A 22,059-nucleotide genomic window follows, 5' to 3' on the forward strand; every position below is an offset into this window, starting at 1 on the left:
GGAAATCAACGGTTTTACACTGTTCAAGAATCGGGCGCGATTGTTCAGGAAGCGTCGCTGTTCATATTAAGCTAACGGGGTGCTTTACTTCAATAATGAGTAGAGCCTTTTTCTACCTAAACTTTCGTGGTAGGTTAGTTTAACAACTGGTTGTCTTTTTAAACATTGAGATATATTTCCATGGATTTGATTGACATGAAAAGTGTATTAAGCCTATAATACATTACGAAGAGTGTATTGTGTGCTTAATACACTTTTACATTTTTTTGAGAACGGTGTATTAAGGTATTAATACACCAAGACCAATTAGCGGGGTAATGGCTAAATAATAAATTGGGTGGTTTTGTTAAAGTACTTAGTCCACCATTATGCACAATCTGTATTAAGTGCTTAATACATGAAAATATGATTTTCTGGGAGTTGAGTTAATTGACTGTAAAGTTTAATAATCGGGATCCAGTTTATGTCCAGGTTATCCGGCATTTTAAAGAGCAAATCGCCAAGGGGTATTTTGAACCTGGTCAGGAGATTCCATCAAGAAGAGAACTAGCCAACCAGCTGAAGATTAACCCAAATACTGCACAACGAGCTTATAAGGAAATGGGGGAACAAGGATTGATTTTTACTGAGGGGAATATGCCGAGCTGCATTACTAAAGATGAAAAGGTCCTTAAAAGTGTCCGCGAGGAATTGATTATTGAAGCGGTTGACTTATTTTTAGGTTCTATTAAATCCATTGATGTGCCGTTATCCGAAGTGTTGGAACTAGTTAAGAAAAAGCATGATGCCGAAAGCGGAGAAGCGGAGGAATCGAAATGATTGAAGTGAAAAATGTCATGAAAAAATACGGCAGGAAACAGGTATTAAAAGGTCTTTCTTTTACTGCTGAAAAAGGTGAAATTACTTGTTTAATCGGAATAAACGGAGTAGGAAAGACGACAATCATGAAAGCTATTATGGCGCTCACTCCGATTGATAGCGGTGAAATTTTGATTGATGGGGAAAAAATCCGGAAAGAAAGCTTCGAAAAAATTACCTTTATTCCAGATACGATTACGATGTTGCCACAAATGAAAATTTGTGAAGCCTTTACGTTCATGGCCGATTTTTATAAAAACTGGGATCCAAAAAGAGCAGAAGAGTTGCTGCAATTTTTTAAACTAGACCCTACCGAACGGATTGCCAATTTATCAAAGGGGAATATGGCTAAAGTCAATATGATATTAGGTTTGGCACTGAATGTGGATTACTTACTGATGGATGAACCATTCTCTGGTATCGATATATTCTCCCGTGAACAGATTGCCGAAGTGTTTACAAGCCATTTAATTGAAGATCGTGGTGTGATTATCACAACCCATGAAATTAGTGATATTGAACACTTGATTGATAGAGCAGTGCTTATTGATAACGGTGAAGTTTTAAAGGAATTTAGTGTAGAGGAAGTACGTGAAAAGGAAGGGAAATCAGTCGTTGATGTCATGAGAGAGGTGTATCGCGGATGAGAAACTTTTTAAAGCTTCTTAATTTCGAAGTAAATCGATTTTTCAAACTGTACCTAGCCTTAATAGGATTGATAATTGTCAGTCAGTTCATTGGGGCGATTGTCGTGTCAAAAGGATATATGGATAGAGCGGATCAGAATCAACTATCAATGAGCCAATATGTTAAGGATTACTTTTCATTTAATTATTTCTTTGACTCTGAATGGTTTCTGATGCCAATCTTTTTTAGCATCGCTATGTTGATGATTTATGTTTTCTTTATTTGGTATCGGGATTGGTTTGGAAAAAACACGTTTATTTACAGATTATTAATGTTGCCAACTGAAAGAATTACTATTTATTTCGCAAAATTGACGACTATTATGCTTTTAGTACTTGGTTTAGTTACCTTGCAAATATTGTTAATCCCGATTGAAATACAAATTGTTAATAGTATTATACCAACAGATTTGCAATCGCATTTTTCATTTTATGATATTAATAGTTTAGAAATGTGGGGCTGGCTGTATCCGAATACCTTAACGGAATTTATCCTGATTTATGGAGTCGGGCTAATCTTTGTAGCAGTTCTATTCACTGCTATTTTAATTGAACGAAGTTACGGTTTAAAAGGCATATTTTTCGCAATCGTTTATGGAATGCTTTCGTTCGGAGTCTTTTTTGCGCCAATTTTTTTGAATGAATTTTCTAGTGGCTATTTTTACTCACTTGAAGTCCTTCTAATGGTATTAGTAATGGGAACCATCGTATTAGGGAGTGCCATTTGGATCGCAAATCATTTGCTAAAATATAAAATCAGGGTCTAAGGGGGGATAGCAATGAAAAAATATTGGAAAACGATATTGATTAGTTTAATCATCGTGACGACAATCGGTTCTTACTATATTCAACAGGCAATGGCAAAGAATGTATCTTTTAAAATGGAAACTACTAACGGAAATAAGGGAGAAATCGACAATCTAATCATTCATGCAAGTTATCAAAATGGTGATATTTCTCGTAGCTTGGATATATCAAAGGATGGTTCGACTAATCAGAGCGGGTCTTTTATTGGAGAGTTGAAGAGTCGATATTACCCTGGGATGTTTCAAAAATATATTCAAGAACACCGTAAGTTTATGCGTGGAAAAGAAGCAAATCCTGGACAGTATTTTGAAGATGAAGACCGTTTAATTTACACGATTTTTTCAAATAAAGAGGGCCGAGGAGATTCTTTCACTCTGCAAATCGATATACTTGATAAAAATACAAATGAAAGTTCTTCATTTGAAATCAATATGCCAGACCAAGTTAGATATGACTGGATCAATGAGCAAGATGTCTATGTAGAAAATGGAAAAATAAAGATTTTAGCAACAAGTTATCTCAATGGCGAGGAAGAGTTGCACATATATACGGTTGATGAAAACAAAAAGGAATTAGAACATGACTCAATACTTGCAAAATTAGAGTCAGAAGAGGTAGGCCGCGCCAGCATCGATATATTTAATGACTATAATAAAATACAAAATGAAAATTATTTCTTATATATGGTTGAAAAATACAAATATCTAGAAGATGGTGAGCGTGAAATTATCTCTAGCCCAATGTATCTGTATAACTATCTCAATAATGAAGTGAAAGAATGGACAATTCCAGCCGAATTAAAACCACATACGAAGTCGTTGGTTCTACATGGAACAGATATATTCATTCCTGTTTATTCAACTAATGGGTTAGAGCTAAACCGATATAATATTGAAAAGAAACAGTGGGAAGAGCCTTTAAACTTTAAATATCCAAGCATTGCTAATGATAAAGAAGAACCTTCTTTACAGATTACTGATGATAAACTATATTTAGTCAATCGTGTTTCGGATGGTCATTTGTTCTTGATCGGTGATTTACGTACAGGTGAATTATTATATGAAGGTAAAATCATCATCGGAAATAAAGAAAATCGAGATGCAGATTACTCACTTTTTATCGAGCAAGTATATAACCACAATGATTAAATCGAAGAACAGCCGATTTAGAAAATTAGAGCAAGCAGCTTTGGCAGGTATGAATTCTATGATTCATATCTGCCGATTTTTGTTCCCAGGGTGGATGTTTGTGAAATACTAATTGACAGTATGACGATAATGAAATATGTCATTGGGTAAAGTTAAAGGCTCCCAGGAAAGCGCCCAGTCGGAACGGAAATCAACCACACGTTATGGTGATGAGCCAATTAATAATAAAATTATATATTATTTGTAAGGGATTTTTATATAATAGATGTAGGAAGATGCACTACAGTGTCTCTTGTGCTTTTTTTAATTACTTACAAATCGGAAAGGGGGTTCTTGGTCCAAGCACAAAGCAGATTCTGGACGCAATTATGCTGTGGCATAATTGATTAGTAGTACATAGATTAAAAGATGGAGGCGATAAATTGAATGTCCAATGATAATGAAGTTTTATTAGATAAAGAAAAGCGAAATGATGTAAAAGTGAAAGAAGTAAGGAAAGAGGGAGAGCCGACTCCAGCCTTCAAAGGGGCTTCGTGGGCAGCGCTACTAGTAGGTGTTTCGTCTTATCTTATAGGTTTGTTTAACGCAAATATGGAATTAAACGAAAAAGGATATTACTTTGCAGTTTTAGTATTCGGACTCTATTCGGCGATATCTTTACAAAAAGCAGTTAGAGATAAAGATGAGGGAATACCAGTTACTGGTATTTATTATGGTATTAGTTGGTTCGCACTTATTGTATCTATTTCATTAATAGCTATCGGTTTATACAATGCAGGAAGTATTGTTCTAAGCGAAAAAGGATTTTATGGTATGGCATTTGTTCTTAGTTTATTTGCAGCAATAACGGTTCAAAAGAATATAAGAGATACACAGAGGGCAAAAGAAAGAGATTGAGTTATGTACCATGATGGAGCAGAATTCTACTATGCTGCAAGGCTTTCATTTCATTTTTCAACTATCGGAGTGCTTGAATAAAGGTTGTTGAGTTGCCTAGGCAGCTCTTTTTTTCTTTATTGGGATAACGGAGCAGGGATTATTCAAGAAGGAGTACAATCAGTTTAGGAGAATATAGTTCTTCAAATGGAAAACAGGGGGAACTGTGATTTATGGATAAAACTGAAGAACTTTTAAAAAATTTTGGTTTAGTACCTAAGATAGATTTTGTGGATAGTATCAGAAATTTATTAAAAGAAGAAATAGAGAATAAATCGTCCGAAGATAATGAATACTTAAAAACACTATGTATTCAATTATTTGCTTTAGGATGTGTTGACGATACTGTATTAATTTGGAGAGCAAAGGAAAAGGACTTTGATACACATTGTTATATTGATGTTCAACTATTATGTGGTGCAGGATTGGAAAAGACACTGGGGTATCTCGAAAAAATTGATACTTTAGAGACAAAGAAAGAATTAAGCTATTTACAGAAATGTAAAGAAGATTTTGAGGATTTTAACGTAGAAGAAGTTCTAAATTTTTATAAAAAGTATTACGGAATTTAGGAATTTTTGTATTAGGTCATGATAATACCTTGTTGAACTAATGGTTGTGTTGATTACAGAAGGATTAACGCTTTTTTGTTGAGTTTTTTGTACTCCCATGAAAATAAAATTTCTGGCACTAAAAAGTCTAGGCTAAAACAAACTCGACCTTCATATCCGAAAAATGGTAGTGCTTAAAATAGAGATCCGGTTTAGATTATATTAGGAAGCTCCCAATTCAGTGATGGTCACATTGTAACCCAAACTTTCAAGTCTAAGAACAGAATATCGAATAATGGATTGTTCTTTTTGTTTATCAAAGAGTCTTCGCCCAATAAATGGGTCTCGCGCCCAATTGTTCTGTTTGTGAGGGTGGGATATAATGGGGAATAATTCATAACTAACTATATTTTGGAATTCCGAAAGCAGAATGCGCATTACAGCGAAGCATATAGTTCATGAACTTTTTATCAAAGATAAAGGTTGTTGCGATGTTTGCAAGAATTCTTCAAAATCGCTGCCGTCAGAATATATGAAGGGGAACGGAAAATCAATCTATACAAAGGAGCATAAGTTGAACATGGGTCTCACTCTGGAAACGATTCTAGACAAAATGAAACAGGAAATCGATAAATGGATAACCAATATTAGCGATAAGGACGCGGAACAAATCGTAAAGCGTAATTCGCTACAGGCGGGAATACATGATTACGCTCTGCTCGAATATGTTAAGGGCAGGGTGAAGGTGAGGGAAACGGAGAACTTTTTAACATTGCCAGTAGTCAAGACCGGCAAATCTTCGGAAACGCTGACCGAGGAACAAGTGAGAGAGCGGATCGTCCCTGAGCTTGCTTCTTACATACGGCAAAAATTGGACGAGGTGTCGCCGGCGTTGTTCAATTGTCCATTTACTTTTAACGGCAAGTTCCGGACGCGAGAAGGAGATGTTAACGTTCGTATTCTAGAATACGTCGACGAAACGAAGAAGAAACAATTACTGAAACGAATCTCCTTTTATATCGCGGATAAGCTCGAAGCGGGAAAAAATCCGACTAAACCTTTGGAGACGTTTTTCCTCTCCAAGCACCTGCTGGACGAGAGACTGTTTCCAGATTTAGATGTAGTCCATATCATCTCTATTTTCGAGAAAATTCAATATGTGAATAAAGAGAACGAACATCTTGCCAAACATCGCAGATATCTGATTGGTGCTTTGCGGAATTGCTTGGAGAATCACTGGTTGCCCCGTTATTTCGAAAATATGGGAACACAATGGCAAAAAGAATATAAGAAAAAAAGCGATGCCCTTCTTGAAAATACTGAGCAAGGTCCAATCGAACTGGTCATCTATGCTGCAACCTTAATTCTGAAATATGAGCCCTCCCACAGAAGAAATGAGGGGTTGGATATTTTGAATTGTGCTATCGAGTTGGGAAGCGACCGAGCGAAACGTATGACAAAGGAAGGCAGTGGAACGTTCGCCAAGGAAGATGTCAGCTTTTGCGACGAACTGGTGAAATACACAGCCAACGATGTGTTTGCCGAGGTAACCATTGCCATTAAGCAGGAAACGGAGGAGAGTTATGCACGTGCGCTCCGGTTTCTAACTCGCTTGTTAAGCATGGGCTTCCACAATAGCTATCAAATCAAGCTGAAATCTGGCGTCAGGCAATGGCTACCAATCAAAGGATTGGCCAAGTCGGGTACGCATCGCTTCTTCGCCAATGCCCTGGAATATCCGAATTTGCATCCCTTGGTGGAGGAATATGCCCGTGCTGCGATGGAATCGTTTGAATGGTATACGGATACAGAAGGTGAAAAGAATTGCATGGCGGGTAGTTATGCAGTCTTCGGCCTCGGATTGGTAGACCAGACTTATTTTCCGTTAGTAGAAGAATATATGGGAAAGGTTGACGAAGAACACCAATCCGTTCAGAACAACTTCACGGTCGCTTTGGTTGAGTGTCATGGAGTTAACGCGGAAACGATTCCTACGCTGGTGAAGTGTATGCTGCATAGCACGGATTCGATGAAACTGAAGATCAAAACCGATATGGAAAATGCGAGGTATCTCATGCTGCTGCTAAATCAGGTTCGTGGCCTTCAGGATTACGAGGTCGAGCATATCGTATACTTAATCTGGGGCGGAACCGACAAGATGAAAAAGATAGCTTCCAAAACCAAAGGAGACCAAGGAAAGTGGCTCACTGAGTTGGCACAGGCCGCCAGCCGCGGTTAAATTGGCTATAGCTATAGAACATTTTTGAATTTAAATAAAGTAAAACTTCAAGTGTTTGGCTATGACAACAGGACAATTTGCTCTATTAAAAATACGGTTCTTTTGGAAGGTACTCTTAAAGAAGAACTTTTTAGATTGGGTAAATATTACGATATTTATATTGCGGGTTTACTAGGTAATACTAGAAAATTCAAAGGGATAAATAACACTTGCATAGGAAGACCAGTTAAATGGTCTGTTTTTTTATCTGTTATTCAACAAACTGGGGCTTTACTTGAAAATCATTGAGCTGTTTAGACAGCTCTTTTTTCTTATTGTACTAACTGGAAGATTAATTTAACAAGAAAATAAATACGGATAGCTCTTTAAAAAGAACAATCCGTATACCAACGCACCCCTAAAAAGGATTGTATTTTAACTTATTTGGAGCTACTACATAGAAAATCTTTTTAATTGTTCGTGTTGAAGAATTCCAGTCAAAACAAAAAACTCCTGTTATTTTTTGACCTTCAGTGACTACTATACCATATTGATTATTTATTAAAGCTGTAGTAGCACTTTTTCCAAAGAAAAACTTCTTTGAAATTCCTGAAATAAGTGCGGATACTCGCTCTTTCCCTTCAATGATGTTTATTGCTGTTCTTACATTACCTCCTCCATCTGCAGCAAATAGCACATCATTAGATAACAAATGAGTTACTCCTTGAATATCCCCGTTGGATAATGCCAATATAAATTGTTCTATATAATTTTTCTGAAGATTAACAGCCAAATCTTTTCCACTTTTTCTTCCCATTTTAATTTGTGCTCTACTCAATATCTTTCGGCTATTGACAGTCGTTGTTTTTAGAATATCGGCAATCTCACTATGCTTTAGCCCTAGAGCATTACTTAAAACGTAAGCTATCCTCTCTCTAGGTGAAAGGTTTTCCATCAGAACCATATATGAATAGCTTAATTGATCTGCCTGGATTAGCTTCTCAAGAGGCTCACTATTGAATTCCTGTAGTATAGGTTCAGGTAACCATGTACCTATATAACTTTCTTTCTTTTTTCTACTTGACTTTAGTTCATTCATACAGCGGTTAACGATCATTTTATTTATATAAGCCTTTAAATTAGTGATGTCTTTCTCAATCTTTTCATGTTCCTTTATTTTCAAAAAAGTATCTTGAACAATATCTTCAGCATCTGTCATTGAACCAAGCAAATAGTATGCGATTGATAAACAATAATTCTTATATTCTTTATATAAGTCCTCTATATTCAAATCATTGATTAACATGATAAACCCTTCCATCTCTAATGTAATGCATACCGTAATCCTTGGAATATTCTACATACATTTTTATTTTTTATTGTATCTATCATTTTTCTACAAAAGTAATGAATTTCATAAGTTTATTTATTATCTTTGGAAAAATGTAAGCACAAAGTATAGCACAAATAAATGCTTCTCCCCACATTCGTAGCCAATGGATTAAAAATGTATGGCTATATCCTGAGTTTATAGAAACAAGGATAAACGATATGAAACAAGAATTAAAAAGTCCAATTAGAACAGTGTAAATAAAAGACTTATAAATTTTATTTATTTTCATAAATTTAACCTTCTTATATTGTAGTTCATTTTATTCTTAATAATGATGCAAAAATTTAAATCCTTTTGTCCAAGAAGGGTAAGTAGGTTCCCAGCCATATTGTTTTTTTGCTTTTTCATTTGATGATCCTCGTTCCCAAGAATTACATATATCTTTTGTAGGAGGGAGGGGGGCTCCAATAACTTCAGCAAAATAGGGAAGCCAAATAGAGCTTTTTGCAGGTTCATCATCTACGATATTTACAGAACCTGACTGCCAATTTAAAGCTAATACAGCTGCTTTTGCTGCGTCTTTTACGTGGATAAAGGATGTCATCCCATTTGTTGCGTATAACTCCTGCATCTGTAATTGTTTAGCAATTTTACCGTTACCCGAATACCAAGTTCCAGGACCATATAATGTACCATAGCGAAGGATAATGAACTCAGGAATTTCTTTTACCTTTTCCTCTAAAGAAATAACTCCCTCAATTGTTTTTTTGCGAGGTAAAGAGGCATTAATATCTAAAGGTGTTTCTTCGGTAGCTAGCGTATTCCCAGGCTCATAAGCCCATGAAATACTTTGTGCAACTATCTTTTTTACGCCAACGTAATTAGCTGCATCAACAAGGTTTTTTGTTCCTTCTATTCTTATTTTTGAATTATCGTTTATATCGCCACTACTTAGTGCAGTAAGTTGATGCATTACAACATCAGGCTGAGTTTCAGTGAAGGCTGCGTGAACACTATCTCGATCAAACGCATCTGCAACTACTGGTTTTACCCCCATCTCTTGCATTGTTTTAACATGTTTTTCTGATCGAATCATCCCAATTACTTCATACCCTTCTTGTATTAACATTGGAATCACCATTTTTCCAATTACACCTGTAGAACCAGCAAGTAATATCTTCATAAATAAACCTCCTAATGATCATAAATACAAAATTAGTATCTCTAATAACTAAGACAATTAGGGGTTAGGAAGTGTGACACTATTTAAAGAAATGATAAAAATATTTATGTGCAATATTAGAGAGAGTTGAATCCTTACAGTATCTTTTCATGTTTTATGATGTTAGTCTAAATAATGGACACAGAGAATTGGGAGTTTATAAAGTATAATAATCTTAACAATTTACTAGGAGTGTCTAAGATGACAAAACGAAAAAGTTATGACAAAGAATTTAAATTAGAGGCAGTACAATTAGTTGAAAGTGGCAAGAGAGTTGCTGAGGTTGCACGTGAGCTGGATCTTGCAGAACAGACATTACACAATTGGGTAAAGAAATTTAGTAAAGATGGCGAAGTTGCATTTGTTGGTAGTGGGAATTTAAAGCCTGAGGATAAGGAAAATAAAGAATTAGAAAAAAGAATACGTGACCTAGAAGAGGAAAATGCCATCTTAAAAAAGGCTATGGGCATCTTTGCGAAAGACCGGAAGTAATTTACAACTTTATTCAACAGCACCGACACGAATTCCGTGTGGCAAAGATGTGCGAAGTATTAGGTGTTTCAAGAAGTGGTTACTACGAGTGGCTGAACCGACCAAAGAGTAATCAAAAAGAACGGAAAGAAAAGTTAACCAGCCAAATAAAACGAGTGTATTTGGACTCAAGAAGAAATTATGGTAGTCCGAAAATTACAAAACAATTGAATTCAGAAGGAGTCTCTGTATCGCAAAAAACAGTATCGCGAATTATGAAAGAAGAAGGCATTCGCTCAAAAACAGTGAAACAATACAAAGCGACGACGAATTCAAAACATAATCTACCAGTATATCCAAATCTATTAGACCAACAATTTAAAGTAGAACGCCCTGGACAAGCGTGGGTAGCTGACATTACGTATATATGGACCAGTGAAGGTTGGCTCTATCTAGCAACGATTATGGAGTTGTTTTCAAGACGAATCATCGGTTGGGCAATGGATGAGAGAATGACAAAGGAATTAGTGATCCTCGCCTTAAAACGAGCAATCAGAACTCAGACTCCAACGCCTGGGCTCATTCATCATTCAGATCGTGGGAGCCAGTATGCGTCGAAGGAATACCAACAAGTGTTACGAACTAACAGAATGATTACAAGTATGAGTAGAAAAGGAAACTGTTACGATAATGCATGTATCGAGTCATTTCATAGCGTCATCAAAAGAGAGTTAGTTTTTCATGAAAAGTATAAAACGAGAGATCAGGCCAAGAAAAGTATCATTGAATACATCGTTAGTTTTTATAACTACAAGCGTATCCATTCTTTTACAAATTATATGTCGCCCATTGCATACGAAAAGCAATATTTCAAAACTTCACAAAAAACTAAGGTCATATAATTAAACCCTTTTAACCTCACAAATAATTTAAGGGTTACGCCCCTTAAATTATTTGTGAGGCGAGCAAGCGATAGCGCGCTTAGATTTAAAGCAAAATCTCAATTTTCCCTGTCCATTTTCTTGACATAGTATCATTATGCATAGCTATAGGGGCAGCATCTTTTTCTTGTCGTGTTAACGGAGCAGGTTATCTCAACCAAAGAAACATTGAATTAAGCTAACTGGTAATCTAACAAAAGCCTCATTTTCGCATATATAAAAATCTCCTTCAAAGGTTTAACGATATAAAAAGGATAATTAATACATTTTGTTAGGAGGGAAGCTTTTGTTACGATGGTCTATTTCTCCAGTATCTGATTATCTAACATAACCCATTCAACTAGAAGCGGTGTACCAAAAAAGGTAGTACCACTTTTCATGTCGAATAGTTAATTACAAATATGCTTTTAGACAAGAAGGGAGAATTTTTACATGGTTGAGACGAAAAAAGAAAAGATTATAAATAGACTTGAACATCATTTGCGAATGACTTCGAGGCAATTGATAAAAATGGGGACGGAAGAAGAAGCGATTCATTATTTAATAGAGTCATTTAAATCAGAGCTATATTGTGATTTTGTTGGAGTGATTTTGGCGGATGCTGATGAATTCGTACCGAAAGCATGGGGTGGAAATGCTAATGAGTTTAGTAATGTTTTTCCTATGGAAATAGAAAAATGCTCACCGCTAATACTTGGGCAAAGTTTACATAGTAAAGAAACAAACAAACAGGAAGACTGTATATTAATGGCTAAGTTAAAAGAAACGGGTGTAAAAACATGGTTTACAGTGCCTCTTACAGATGATGTACATCGATTTGGATTTTGTATTATCGGATTTTTTACCTATGTACCTTTGCTTGAGATGGATAAAATATTTGACGAGTTCGGTAAAGATGTTGCGATTGCGATTTCTTTGGCAAGACGGAAGGACCAGCAATTAAGAAAAATTGAGGGAATTGAATGGATTAGTCGAAACTTATCAATCAATCAGTCACTCAAGGAGAATATAAATGAATTTACTATCCGAGCTGGACTAGGGACAAATGCACAATCTGCCTGTATTTATTTATTTAATGAAAAAGAAAATTGTTTCGATTTACAAGTCCCTGTTTTTGGTATTAAAGATTTCGATGAAAAGGTTATAGTGGATCATAAAAATACATTTAAAGAGTATTTTCCATTCATCGAAAAATCGGGTGGTCATCAAATAACAATTCCAATTGTCGTTGATTTGAAAACAATCGGTGTTCTGCAAGTAGGAAATAAGAATGGCAATCTCCTATTTTCACAAGACGATGTAAATACACTGAAATTATTAAGTGATCATATAGCAATTTTGCTCGAAAATGCGCTACTTTACAATTTAGAGAAAGATAATCGTAAGCGTTTACATATTCTCCTCGATTATCAGCAAGCTCTTGTGAAAGAAACGGTTGTCAATGATGATTTTCACGGTGTAACGAAAATGTTAGCTGAATTATATGGTGGTTCAGTTATTTTATTAGATCGTTTTTTCCATCCTTTATCATACAAAATTGAAGAAAGTGAATTAGGGGATATTGGTAAGTTGAGAGAGGTATTGGAAAATGAGCGTATAAGGACAGGGACGTTTAAAGTATTGGAACAAGGCGGGCCCCCTTTTTTGATTTCGCCAATCAATGGTGTGAATGCGCTATTGGGCTATCTGGCAATTTGCATGAATAATGGAGATTTAGATGAATTTGATCAATTGACGGTGGAACTTTCAAGAAATATTTGTTCCATTCAGTTCATTAAGCAGAAACTTGTGTTGGATGCCGATAAACAGGCGAAAGATACATTGATGAGTAAATTACTTGTGAAAAATATTGAAGATGACCAAAGTATTTTGCAGTATGCAAATCTTTTTCAATGGGATATTTTTAAGCCTCATCGTGTTGCAAATTTGGCAATCGACTTGGCTGAATCTGAAGTAGCTGGACTGAATTTATTTGAGCAAACAGCAAAAAAATCGATTGTATGGGATTACATTAATGAAGGAATTACGCTGAAATCGAAGAAAATTTTAATGGCTACATTCAGTGAACACTTTTTATTCATCGTGCCGATAGAGGATGAAAAAAATCGCAAACAGTTTTGGATGGATTTTTATAAAACAGTAAGAAAAGCAGTATCCAAAAGTATGATAAAGTGTGAAGTTCACTTAGGCATTGGGAGTAAGGTAGAAAATATGAATGAGTATTTCAATAGTTACGAACAATCATTGCAAGTATTAAATGTCGTTAAAAGCCGATTTAAATCTAAGGGCTATTCACTGTTTGAAGAAATAGGATCATACACAATCTTGCATGATCTAAACTTTTCAGTTGTCACTACATTCATTGAAAGTCAGTTGGGCGTATTGCTTGATTTTACAGATAAAAAGAATAGCGATTTGCTTCAAACACTTAGCACATACTTGCAGCATAACGGCAATGCTAAAGGTACCTCTGAAGAGTTATATATTCATCGAAGCTCATTACTTTACCGTTTAGAAAAGATTGAGAGTCTACTGGAAATAGATTTAAATGATTCAGAGACACGTTTTAACTTAATGATGGCAATCAAACTATACGATTTAAATCGACAGATCTTTTAATGGGGCTACTTAAAAACTTGTAAGTGTGAGCTAAATCAAAAAGAGGCAATTCGTTCAAAATCGAACGAATTGCCTCTTTTCCTTTTCATATTTTTTACTCCGGATTTACTGTCAATATGGCAGGGTACCTTGGATTTTACATACTAAATAGATCTATAGATGATGCCACATCATAACAGTGCCTGTGTTTCAACTCACTATTTTTCGCTTCAATTTTATAGCGTGATTTCGCATTCCCTTTAAATTCCTCACTATTTTAAATCACTTCTTGATCTTTTTGTTCAGTCGATTTAATTGTCACAGAATAGGTTTTATTTTTTGCCCCCTCTGTATAACAACTATAATCGTGGACTTTATCAGTGGTCACTGTTTAATGGGTCTGTCTTTTTTATTTAACAATTTTGATGAAAAAAATAGAATGATTCCTACAGAGTGTACGTATCAAATAAAATGTTTGAAAAATATAATTACGATAACAATTAAAATTATCACATTGTTACAGAATAGTTACAAAAAAGGGAAATGTTACAAATTATTTATGGGGCATGAAAAGACTATTGGATTAAAGAGTAAAATCAAAGCAAGTTTGTGGATACACGATTTATTCAAAATCAGGGGGGATATAATGGCTGTAGATTACTCGTTTAAAGTAAGATTTGGCGATACGGATGCTGCGGGAATTGTTTTTTTTCCAAATTTTTATAGGTGGATGGACGAAGCGACGCATGAATTTTTTACCGAGTTGGGACATCCAACATCTGAGTTATTATCCATAGAAAAAGTTTCGACGCCTCTTTTAGATTCTAAATGCGAATTTAAGACGCCGCTTTTTTTCGAAGATGAGGTAATTGTGAAAACAGAAGTCATCGAGCTTCACAATAGAGTATTTAAATTATCTCATACATTTTATCGTGGAGAGACATTGATTGCTGCAGGGTACACATTGCATGCTTGGACTTCATTTAAAGAGAAACCAAAAGCATTAGCAATTCCAGAACATATTCGTGAAAAACTAACAGTACATCAAAAAATATTATCAGGTAGCAATTGAGATTATCTTTTTAATGTAGAAGACAAACTAAGTATATAAAAGTTGAGGGTTTGAGTTTTTCAGAGTCTTCTATAGTAGGAAATATAAAAGAGTTTAATTGCTTTATTTTTATTTTTATGAAAGCGTTATCTTTTTTGTGGGGGTCTTGTCAGAACTGTAGTACCAATAACTCAATAGTGAAAGAGAAATGGACGGATATAGGAAAGTGATTTTTGTCATCATTTTCAAAATCGACAATAATCTAGGCTCATCACCATAAGTTGTGTATGACATTTTTAAAAATATATGCATTGTATATTGGTTGATTGGAGTGGAGACTGGGCGGCTCATCGGACGCCCCCTGGAAGCTCTGCTCTGCGCGAAAGCGAAGCGTCAGCGGCAAATGTTTTTTCTGTGCGAAAGCGAAGCGTCAGCAACAAAGCGCCCAGTCGGAACAGAAATCAACCACACGTTTTGGAGAAGAGCAATAATTTAGAGCTATTTCGGAAGGGGTTATATCAGATGGATTTGTTTTTACAATACTTAATTACTGGACTGACTGTGGGGAGTATTTATGCATTATTAGCTATTGGATTTGTAACAATTTATAACGTTACAGGGGTATTGAATTTGGCGCAAGGAGAATTTGCAATGATTGGAGCACTATCTTGTGTCACATTTGTCAATTTGGGTATCCCCATCTTAGGTGCAATTCCACTTGCGATTTTGCTTACGGCCTTTATCGGCTTAGCAGTTGAAAGATTAGCTATAAATCCTGCTGGAAAAGCAACGCCGATAGTGTTGGTTGTTATTACATTAGGTGTTTCAACTTTTTTAAAAGGGATGGGTTTGATCATATGGGGAACATCTCCAAAATCTCTGCCACCGTTAGTTGAAAGTAAGTCAATCGAGTTTTTCGGGGCTGTCGTAAATTCGCAAAGTTTATGGATTCTTGTAGTATTACTTGCACTTTTAATAGTGCTTTATTGGTTTTTTGAAAAAACATTTCTCGGTTCTGCTTTACGCGCAAGTGAAAAAAATCCACGTGCTGCAAGCTTAATGGGGATTAACACAAAAACGATGTCTATGATTGCTTTTACAATTGCTGCTGGATTAGGCGCTATAGCGGGTGTCATGATTGCCCCACTGACAGATGCAACATATGAAATGGGCTTTTTTCTCGGTATAAAAGGTTTTGTAGCAATGATTTTCGGTGGAATGCACAGCATACCTGGAGCTGTTGCAGGCGGATTACTATTGGGCGTCATTGAAGCATTTTCGGGCGGATACATCTCTACTTATTATACGGATGCATTGGCATTTGGTTTCTTATTGCTCGTTTTATTTTTCAGACCACAAGGCTTGTTTACAAAGGCAACTGGAGAACGTGTTTAGAGGGGGGATTTATAGTGGAGAAAGTAGAAACGATTTTATATGGAAGGCGCTGGAAAAGTTTTTTAGGATTTATTGCATTGATTTTGTTATTACCACTGGTTGTAAGTTCGCAATACGTATTTACGCTTTTGATTTTAATCGGGATTTATTGCATCATCACCATTGGTCTAAGTTTACTTATAGGTTACGCCGGACAAATTTCGATAGGACACGCTGCATTTGTCGGAATAGGCGCTTATGTTTCCGGTGTCTTAACAGTTAAATATAGCGTATCACCTTGGATTGCGATGGGAATTGGAATGGTCGCGACGTTCATCATTGCTTATTTGATAGGAATGCAAGTTTTAAAACTAAAAGGTCATATTTTGGCATTGGCTACAATTGCGATTAACGTCATTGTATACATTTTATTGGTGGGGCTAAGTGATTATACAGGGGGAGCTGGTGGTTTAGTCGGTATTCCAAATTTATCATTACTGGGACTGGATTTAGGAAACCAAGTGAACTTCTACTTCTTTGTTTGGAGTATTGTCTTTGTTGTTATCTTGTTTTCTACTAATATTATTCGTTCGAGTGTTGGGAGGATATTACGAAGCATTCATGATAGTGAAATTGGAACGGAGACACTAGGTGTCAATGTAACAAAATATAAAGTAGCTATTTTCGCATTAAGTGCTGTGTATGCTTCATTGGCGGGGAGTCTGTACGCGCATTACATTAATTTTATCGCACCGCCAACATTTTATATTTCATTTTCAATTTTACTTCTTGTAATGGTGATGGTCGGTGGTGTCCATTCCATTTGGGGAGCAATTATCGGAACGGCTTCTATTATGTTTTTAAATGAAGTAATTCGTTTTGTAGGGCATACGTATTTCAATATTAATGGTGAAGTCGAAATCGTAGTGTATGGTTTAATCATAATACTTGTTATGATCTTCATGCCTAAAGGATTGGTTGGAATACTAGACGTCAGGAAAATATCACCTGTTAGAAGTTCTATAAAGAAAGATGTAACTATTGAGAAAAATGTTGCTTCTGAGAAAGGGGTCTAGATATGGGCAATTTACTCCAAGTAAATGGTTTAACGAAAAAGTTCGGTGGAGTGACAGCGGTGAATGATGTTAGCTTTCATGTCGGTGAAGGAGAAATTGTCGCTGTTATCGGCCCTAATGGAGCGGGTAAAACGACATTGTTTAATATGATTTCTTCATACATTCAACCGACAGACGGAGAAGTTCTTTTTAAAGGAAAAAAAATCTCAGGAAGGAAAATTTTTGATTTAGCTCACCTTGGAATCTCCAGGACGTTTCAAAACTTGCAAATTTTCAGTAATATGACGGTTTTGGAAAACGTGATGATGGGGACTTCAGTGAATATAAAAACGAATGTTTTTAGTGCTGGATTCCGTCTTCCAACGGTAAAAAGAGATGAAGAATATGCATTTAAAGCAGCTTATGAAGTATTAACGATGATGGAGATGAGTGATCTATTACATGAACAAGCTGGACAACTATCTTATGGATTGCAAAAGAAGTTGGAGTTCGCACGGGCAATTGTTTACAAACCAGAGCTCATCATGTTGGACGAGCCTATGGCAGGCCTGAATGATGCCGAGACAAATACAATGGCAGGATATATTAGTGATTTAAAGGAAAAAGGACATTCGTTTTTATTTGTAGAGCATAAAATGGCGACAATTATGCAACTTGCTGATCGGATTGTGGTTCTTGATTTCGGGGCTAAGATTGCGGAAGGTACCCCTGATGAAATACAGAAAAATGAAAAGGTAATTAGTGCTTATTTAGGAGAGGAGGCAATTTAATGTTCAAAGTTGAAAGTCTTAGTTCACGTATCGGGAAGATTCAAATTTTACATTCGCTCGACTTTCATGTGGACAAAGGAGAAATTGTATCCATTATTGGTGCTAATGGCGCTGGGAAAAGTACGTTATTAAATACATTAGCGGGCATTTACACACCAGTCGAAGGAAAAGTAATACTTCAAGATGATTTGATTAGTGGTCTCCCTGCCCACAAAATAGTTGGGAAAGGTTTATGTCTTGTCCCAGAAGGACGTCAAGTTTTTCCGGGACACACCGTAAAGGAAAACCTAACGTTAGGGATTTACTCGAAATACTATAAAGACCGGAAACATGTTGAGGAGAATTTGGAAAAAATGCTGAATTTATTTCCAGGATTGAAAAAACATTATCATAGGATTGGTGGGAATTTGAGTGGCGGGGAGCAGCAGATGCTTGCGATTGGACGTGCGCTCATGTCTGATCCTAAAATAATTCTACTAGATGAGCCATCGATGGGGTTAGCGCCAAAAATAGTGAATGAAATTTTGGAGATTTTAGTGCGAATTAAAGAAGAAATGGGAACAATGGTCATTTTAGTAGAACAAAATGTTAAAGCAGCGTTAAAAGTGGCTGATCGTGCATACGTAATGGATCAAGGAAAATTCATAATGGATGGCACGAATGAAGAAATTAGTTCGAATCCCGAAGTGAAATCAGCATATCTAGGCATAAAGGTAGGGTAAGTGAACGAATTGTTTTGACAAAAAATTGGGGGAGTGGAGGGTTTGTATGAAAAAATTTTTAAAGGGTAAACTAGTTGCTATTTTATCTTTAGTTTTTATATTAGTTGTTGCGGGATGTGGAATTGAGAATGCAGAGGAGGCAAGCGGGAAGAAAAATGAGGAAGGAGTTATAAAAATTGGTGTGATTGTAGCTGAAACAGGTCCAGCATCAACACTTGGTAGCGCACAAGCAAAGACTGTGGAGTTACTACAAAAACAATTAGATGAAGCAGGGCCAATTGATGGTAAGAAAATTCAGCTTATCAAACAAGACTATGAAACGAATGATACAAAAGCGGTAGTCGCGATGGATAAATTAATTTCAGAAGATGTTGTAGCGGTTATTGGAGCGACTCAATCGAGTACTACGATGGCCATTATACCAAAAGCAATTGAGAAAAAACTACCATTACTTACAATTGCACCGATTGAATCGGAAAGTGAGTATGTATATAGCATGGCACAAAGCACAACTGTCATTGCAATGCCGATTGTTGAATATTTAAAGAAGAATAATATTAAAAACGTAGCGTGGGTAAATGCTTCTGACGGCTTCGGAGTAACTGGTAAGCCAGCATTTGAAGCGTTGGCTAAGGAAAATGGCATCGAGATTATTGCTCATGAAGAGTTCGATGCTACAGCTACAGATATGACAATTCAATTGACAAAAGTTCGTAAAAAGGATCCTGAAGCGATCATCGTTTGGTCGAGAACACCTGGCGCTGGAATTATCGCTCGTAATTTTAAAGCAATGAATTTCGACATTCCGATGATTCAAAGTACTGCTGCTGCAAACCAAGGATTCTTGGAACAAGTGAAGGATAACAATGAAAACATTATGGTCGTTGGTAGTAAACTAAGTGTTATCGATCAATTGCCAGATTCGGATCAAAAAGAAATGCTAAAGGCATTCAGTGATGCATATAAAAAAGAATTTAATAGTGAACCGGACTTATTTGCTGCGCATCTTTTGGACGGTGTAAATGTTGTCGTAAAAGCGATTAAAGCAGGAAATGTAACATCTGAAGATATTCATACTTATTTACAAAACGATTTAGGAAAATACTTAGGGGCTACGGGAACTTTTGATTTTGGTGTATCACAAGCAAGCCCTGAGCCTGATGGAATATCTGTTTTAAGTATTGAAAATAATGATTGGAAATTTACTGAGTAAATAAAGAGACCAATAACATTAAATATTGATATAGGTAGGTCTCTTGTCTTTTACGCGAAAGCGATTTATCTATTGTAATATGAAAGAACATATTTAAACATCGTAACTTACAACAGAAAAGCTGAACCGGAGCTACCTCCAGTTCAGCTTTTTTGTATTTATTATTGTAATAGAAAAAGATATTCGTAATGTGAAATGATCTATTTTGAGATGGAGGATGACTTGAATAAAGGATTTTTGGCAGTTTGAAGGATCATGAATTTATATAAAGGATTTCAAAGGTAACAGTTATGAATGGAAAGTAAGATATTCATATAATTTGATGAAAGAAGATGTCTTTTTCCTACACTATGTAGATACAACGTAAATTATTGTCTGTATATAATGAAAATATAGAAAAAAGTTAGGAGAGATTAATAATGATGATTAAAACAATTGGTGTAGTTGGCGCTGGTTCTATGGGTGCAGGTATTGCAAATCTTGCCGCACTGAATGGCTTTAACGTAGTTTTGCGAGATATTAAAGATAGTTATTTAGAAGGGGCCATGGCTCGAATTAATAAATTTATGTCAAAAAGTGTTGAGCGAGGGAAAATGACTGAAGAGCAAAAGCAGGAAACACTTTCGCGCATCCAGACAACTACAAAGCTTGAAGATTTGAAAGATGTCGATGTTGTTATTGAAGCAGTTCTTGAAGATCTGGATTTAAAGAAAGAGGTATTCTCACAGCTTGATGAAATTGTTAGAGAAGATGTCATAATAACTACGAATACATCATCCATGTCCATAACAGAAATTGCGGCTACAACGAAACGTCCGGACCGTGTCGCAGGTATGCATTTTTTCAACCCTGCACAATTAATGAAACTGGTAGAAATCGTACGCGGTTACGAAACGAGTGATGATACGGTGTCTGCTTTGAAAGCGCTATCAGTTCAACTGAAGAAAGAAGTTGTGGAAGTCAAAAAAGATACGCCTGGATTCATTGTCAACCGCATTATGATTCCTCAGTTTATCGAGGCGATTCGTCTTTTAGAAGAAGGTGTAGCATCTGCAGAAGATATTGATAAAGCAGTGAAATTTGGGTTGAACTACCCTATGGGACCGTTCGAATTACAAGACTATGCTGGTGTCGATATCGGCTACCATGTAATGGAATATTTCAACAATGAATTTAACGATCCACGCTTTGCACCACCTTTACTAATGAAACAAATGATGAGAGCTGGTCGTTTCGGTAAGAAATCAGGAGCAGGATTTTACGATTATGAGGAAAAAAAGGAGCTGGTGAAAAAATGATATATAAATCTTTGTTAGTGGAAGTTGAAAATAATATAGCTACAATAACGATTAACCGTCCACCTGTAAATCCACTAAATACTCAAGTGTTCAATGAGTTATCTGATGTGTTCAGTAAGTTGGATGAAGAGGATGATGTTCGGGCAATTGTTTTAACTGGCAGTGGTGAAAAAGCATTTGTTGCTGGTGCAGATATTTCCGAAATGGCGGGATTGGATCTTGTCGGAATCAATAAGATGAATAAAGTATCTAGATCAGTATTCACACAAATAGAAAATTCAACTAAGCCAGTCATAGCAGCGTTGAATGGAATGGCACTTGGTGGTGGACTAGAACTTGCTCTGGTGTGTGACTTACGTATTAGCACTGAAAAAGCAAAGTTCGCATTTCCAGAAGTAGGTCTTGGAATTATTCCTGGCGGAGGAGGCACTCAACGTTTACCTAAAATTGTTGGGCAGGGGATAGCGAAAGAACTCCTCTATTTTGGAGAAATGTTCGATGCTGTTCGTGCACTTGAACTGGGTATTGTAAATAAAGTTGTGCCAGCTGAAGAAGTTATACCTGTTGCAAAAGAATGGTCAAAAAAACTTGCTCAAAAGCCACCAGTTGCCCTGCAAATGGTAAAACAGGCCGTCAATGCCGGAAGTAATACGGATATCGAGTCTGGGTTAATCATTGAAGCAGCATGTTTCGGTAATGCATTTTCCACAGAAGATCGAAAAGAAGGGTTGAATGCATTCGTTGAGAAGAGAAAGCCAGTTTATATTGGTCGTTAATAAAATTAAT

At 36.1% G+C, this 22,059-nt stretch carries 22 protein-coding genes and 1 pseudogene; 19 read left to right on the forward strand and 4 right to left on the reverse strand.

Annotation, left to right across the window (positions count from 1 at the left end; genetic code table 11):
* Nucleotides 1–429 precede the first annotated feature (429 nt).
* From QUF91_RS11585 to QUF91_RS11620, 8 genes are all read left to right on the forward strand, one after another.
* Nucleotides 430–819, forward strand: coding sequence for a GntR family transcriptional regulator (locus tag QUF91_RS11585; RefSeq protein ID WP_289417867.1), 390 nt, complete (start codon nucleotides 430–432; stop codon nucleotides 817–819).
* The gene (locus tag QUF91_RS11590; protein WP_289417868.1) at nucleotides 816–1,505 is read left to right on the forward strand and encodes an ABC transporter ATP-binding protein; all 690 of its coding nucleotides are present in this window, start codon (nucleotides 816–818) and stop codon (nucleotides 1,503–1,505) included. The genes QUF91_RS11585 and QUF91_RS11590 overlap by 4 nt, the downstream gene beginning before the upstream one ends.
* Nucleotides 1,502–2,311, forward strand: a complete 810-nt coding sequence (locus QUF91_RS11595) for a hypothetical protein (protein WP_289417869.1) — start codon at nucleotides 1,502–1,504, stop codon at nucleotides 2,309–2,311. Before QUF91_RS11590 ends, QUF91_RS11595 begins: the two co-directional genes overlap by 4 nt.
* A gap of 12 nt (nucleotides 2,312–2,323) precedes the next feature.
* Nucleotides 2,324–3,499, forward strand: a complete 1,176-nt coding sequence (locus QUF91_RS11600; protein WP_289417870.1) for a hypothetical protein — start codon at nucleotides 2,324–2,326, stop codon at nucleotides 3,497–3,499.
* A gap of 426 nt (nucleotides 3,500–3,925) precedes the next feature.
* Complete coding sequence (gene yiaA, locus QUF91_RS11605) at nucleotides 3,926–4,396, forward strand: inner membrane protein YiaA (protein ID WP_285399865.1); 471 nt, start codon at nucleotides 3,926–3,928, stop codon at nucleotides 4,394–4,396.
* Between the two features lie 212 nt (nucleotides 4,397–4,608).
* The gene (locus QUF91_RS11610) at nucleotides 4,609–5,007 is read left to right on the forward strand and encodes a hypothetical protein (protein ID WP_285399864.1); all 399 of its coding nucleotides are present in this window, start codon (nucleotides 4,609–4,611) and stop codon (nucleotides 5,005–5,007) included.
* Between the two features lie 559 nt (nucleotides 5,008–5,566).
* Nucleotides 5,567–7,225 (forward strand): DUF6138 family protein, encoded by a 1,659-nt coding sequence (locus QUF91_RS11615; RefSeq protein ID WP_289420059.1) that lies wholly within the window; start codon nucleotides 5,567–5,569, stop codon nucleotides 7,223–7,225.
* A gap of 24 nt (nucleotides 7,226–7,249) precedes the next feature.
* Nucleotides 7,250–7,513: a hypothetical protein gene (locus QUF91_RS11620; protein ID WP_289417871.1), complete on the forward strand. Its 264-nt coding sequence runs from the start codon at nucleotides 7,250–7,252 to the stop codon at nucleotides 7,511–7,513.
* A gap of 109 nt (nucleotides 7,514–7,622) precedes the next feature.
* Here QUF91_RS11620 and QUF91_RS11625 read toward each other — a convergent pair whose 3' ends face one another.
* The 3 genes from QUF91_RS11625 to QUF91_RS11635 form a co-directional block, all read right to left on the reverse strand.
* Complete coding sequence (locus tag QUF91_RS11625; RefSeq protein WP_289417872.1) at nucleotides 7,623–8,510, reverse strand: sigma-70 family RNA polymerase sigma factor; 888 nt, start codon at nucleotides 8,508–8,510, stop codon at nucleotides 7,623–7,625.
* Between the two features lie 82 nt (nucleotides 8,511–8,592).
* The gene (locus QUF91_RS11630) at nucleotides 8,593–8,826 is read right to left on the reverse strand and encodes a DUF2798 domain-containing protein (protein WP_289417873.1); all 234 of its coding nucleotides are present in this window, start codon (nucleotides 8,824–8,826) and stop codon (nucleotides 8,593–8,595) included.
* 36 nt (nucleotides 8,827–8,862) lie between these two features.
* Complete coding sequence (locus tag QUF91_RS11635) at nucleotides 8,863–9,720, reverse strand: NAD-dependent epimerase/dehydratase family protein (RefSeq protein WP_285399859.1); 858 nt, start codon at nucleotides 9,718–9,720, stop codon at nucleotides 8,863–8,865.
* A gap of 240 nt (nucleotides 9,721–9,960) precedes the next feature.
* On the opposite strand from QUF91_RS11635, the gene QUF91_RS11640 reads away from it, so the two are divergent.
* A protein-coding gene (locus QUF91_RS11640; RefSeq protein WP_289417810.1) for an IS3 family transposase occupies nucleotides 9,961–11,132 on the forward strand; the annotation gives its coding sequence in 2 pieces (ribosomal slippage) (nucleotides 9,961–10,222 and nucleotides 10,222–11,132; 1,173 coding nt in all).
* A 471-nt stretch (nucleotides 11,133–11,603) separates the two neighbouring features.
* Nucleotides 11,604–13,790, forward strand: a complete 2,187-nt coding sequence (locus QUF91_RS11645) for a helix-turn-helix domain-containing protein (protein ID WP_289417874.1) — start codon at nucleotides 11,604–11,606, stop codon at nucleotides 13,788–13,790.
* Between the two features lie 136 nt (nucleotides 13,791–13,926).
* Here the strand turns inward: QUF91_RS11645 and QUF91_RS11650 are convergent.
* Nucleotides 13,927–14,127 (reverse strand): annotated as a pseudogene (locus tag QUF91_RS11650) (IS5/IS1182 family transposase); the annotation flags it as partial.
* A gap of 288 nt (nucleotides 14,128–14,415) precedes the next feature.
* Between QUF91_RS11650 and QUF91_RS11655 the strand changes: the two are divergent.
* The 9 genes from QUF91_RS11655 to QUF91_RS11695 all read left to right on the forward strand — a co-directional run bounded on the left by QUF91_RS11655 (nucleotide 14,416) and on the right by QUF91_RS11695 (nucleotide 22,049).
* Nucleotides 14,416–14,841, forward strand: a complete 426-nt coding sequence (locus QUF91_RS11655; RefSeq protein ID WP_289417875.1) for an acyl-CoA thioesterase — start codon at nucleotides 14,416–14,418, stop codon at nucleotides 14,839–14,841.
* 310 nt (nucleotides 14,842–15,151) lie between these two features.
* The gene (locus QUF91_RS11660; RefSeq protein WP_289417876.1) at nucleotides 15,152–15,316 is read left to right on the forward strand and encodes a hypothetical protein; all 165 of its coding nucleotides are present in this window, start codon (nucleotides 15,152–15,154) and stop codon (nucleotides 15,314–15,316) included.
* A gap of 26 nt (nucleotides 15,317–15,342) precedes the next feature.
* Nucleotides 15,343–16,215, forward strand: a complete 873-nt coding sequence (locus QUF91_RS11665; protein WP_289417877.1) for a branched-chain amino acid ABC transporter permease — start codon at nucleotides 15,343–15,345, stop codon at nucleotides 16,213–16,215.
* A gap of 14 nt (nucleotides 16,216–16,229) precedes the next feature.
* Nucleotides 16,230–17,270, forward strand: a complete 1,041-nt coding sequence (locus QUF91_RS11670; protein WP_289417878.1) for a branched-chain amino acid ABC transporter permease — start codon at nucleotides 16,230–16,232, stop codon at nucleotides 17,268–17,270.
* 2 nt (nucleotides 17,271–17,272) lie between these two features.
* Nucleotides 17,273–18,040 (forward strand): ABC transporter ATP-binding protein, encoded by a 768-nt coding sequence (locus tag QUF91_RS11675; RefSeq protein ID WP_289417879.1) that lies wholly within the window; start codon nucleotides 17,273–17,275, stop codon nucleotides 18,038–18,040.
* On the forward strand, nucleotides 18,040–18,762 hold the full coding sequence (locus QUF91_RS11680; RefSeq protein ID WP_289417880.1) for an ABC transporter ATP-binding protein: 723 nt from the start codon (nucleotides 18,040–18,042) through the stop codon (nucleotides 18,760–18,762). The genes QUF91_RS11675 and QUF91_RS11680 overlap by 1 nt, the downstream gene beginning before the upstream one ends.
* Before the next feature lie 46 nt (nucleotides 18,763–18,808).
* Nucleotides 18,809–19,975 (forward strand): ABC transporter substrate-binding protein, encoded by a 1,167-nt coding sequence (locus QUF91_RS11685; protein WP_289417881.1) that lies wholly within the window; start codon nucleotides 18,809–18,811, stop codon nucleotides 19,973–19,975.
* A 419-nt stretch (nucleotides 19,976–20,394) separates the two neighbouring features.
* Nucleotides 20,395–21,273, forward strand: coding sequence for a 3-hydroxyacyl-CoA dehydrogenase family protein (locus QUF91_RS11690; RefSeq protein ID WP_289417882.1), 879 nt, complete (start codon nucleotides 20,395–20,397; stop codon nucleotides 21,271–21,273).
* A complete protein-coding gene (locus QUF91_RS11695) occupies nucleotides 21,270–22,049 on the forward strand; it encodes an enoyl-CoA hydratase/isomerase family protein (protein ID WP_289417883.1) in 780 nt (259 codons plus the stop codon). Before QUF91_RS11690 ends, QUF91_RS11695 begins: the two co-directional genes overlap by 4 nt.
* Nucleotides 22,050–22,059: the final 10 nt, after the last annotated feature.

This window comes from Lysinibacillus sp. G4S2 (assembly GCF_030348505.1).
Lineage (GTDB): Bacteria > Bacillota > Bacilli > Bacillales_A > Planococcaceae > Lysinibacillus.

What these genes read in the sequence shown, in the direction of transcription:
- QUF91_RS11645 (WP_289417874.1), top strand. Translation starts at nt 11,604, where the DNA reads ATGGTTGAGACGAAAAAAGAAAAGATTATAAATAGACTTGAACATCAT.
- QUF91_RS11590 (WP_289417868.1), top strand. Translation starts at nt 816, where the DNA reads ATGATTGAAGTGAAAAATGTCATGAAAAAATACGGCAGGAAACAGGTA.
- QUF91_RS11655 (WP_289417875.1), top strand. Translation starts at nt 14,416, where the DNA reads ATGGCTGTAGATTACTCGTTTAAAGTAAGATTTGGCGATACGGATGCT.
- QUF91_RS11635 (WP_285399859.1), bottom strand. Translation starts at nt 9,720, where the DNA reads ATGAAGATATTACTTGCTGGTTCTACAGGTGTAATTGGAAAAATGGTG.
- QUF91_RS11630 (WP_289417873.1), bottom strand. Translation starts at nt 8,826, where the DNA reads ATGAAAATAAATAAAATTTATAAGTCTTTTATTTACACTGTTCTAATT.
- QUF91_RS11625 (WP_289417872.1), bottom strand. Translation starts at nt 8,510, where the DNA reads ATGTTAATCAATGATTTGAATATAGAGGACTTATATAAAGAATATAAG.
- QUF91_RS11690 (WP_289417882.1), top strand. Translation starts at nt 20,395, where the DNA reads ATGATGATTAAAACAATTGGTGTAGTTGGCGCTGGTTCTATGGGTGCA.
- QUF91_RS11595 (WP_289417869.1), top strand. Translation starts at nt 1,502, where the DNA reads ATGAGAAACTTTTTAAAGCTTCTTAATTTCGAAGTAAATCGATTTTTC.
- QUF91_RS11695 (WP_289417883.1), top strand. Translation starts at nt 21,270, where the DNA reads ATGATATATAAATCTTTGTTAGTGGAAGTTGAAAATAATATAGCTACA.
- QUF91_RS11675 (WP_289417879.1), top strand. Translation starts at nt 17,273, where the DNA reads ATGGGCAATTTACTCCAAGTAAATGGTTTAACGAAAAAGTTCGGTGGA.
- yiaA (WP_285399865.1), top strand. Translation starts at nt 3,926, where the DNA reads ATGTCCAATGATAATGAAGTTTTATTAGATAAAGAAAAGCGAAATGAT.
- QUF91_RS11680 (WP_289417880.1), top strand. Translation starts at nt 18,040, where the DNA reads ATGTTCAAAGTTGAAAGTCTTAGTTCACGTATCGGGAAGATTCAAATT.
- QUF91_RS11615 (WP_289420059.1), top strand. Translation starts at nt 5,567, where the DNA reads ATGGGTCTCACTCTGGAAACGATTCTAGACAAAATGAAACAGGAAATC.
- QUF91_RS11685 (WP_289417881.1), top strand. Translation starts at nt 18,809, where the DNA reads ATGAAAAAATTTTTAAAGGGTAAACTAGTTGCTATTTTATCTTTAGTT.
- QUF91_RS11665 (WP_289417877.1), top strand. Translation starts at nt 15,343, where the DNA reads ATGGATTTGTTTTTACAATACTTAATTACTGGACTGACTGTGGGGAGT.
- QUF91_RS11610 (WP_285399864.1), top strand. Translation starts at nt 4,609, where the DNA reads ATGGATAAAACTGAAGAACTTTTAAAAAATTTTGGTTTAGTACCTAAG.
- QUF91_RS11600 (WP_289417870.1), top strand. Translation starts at nt 2,324, where the DNA reads ATGAAAAAATATTGGAAAACGATATTGATTAGTTTAATCATCGTGACG.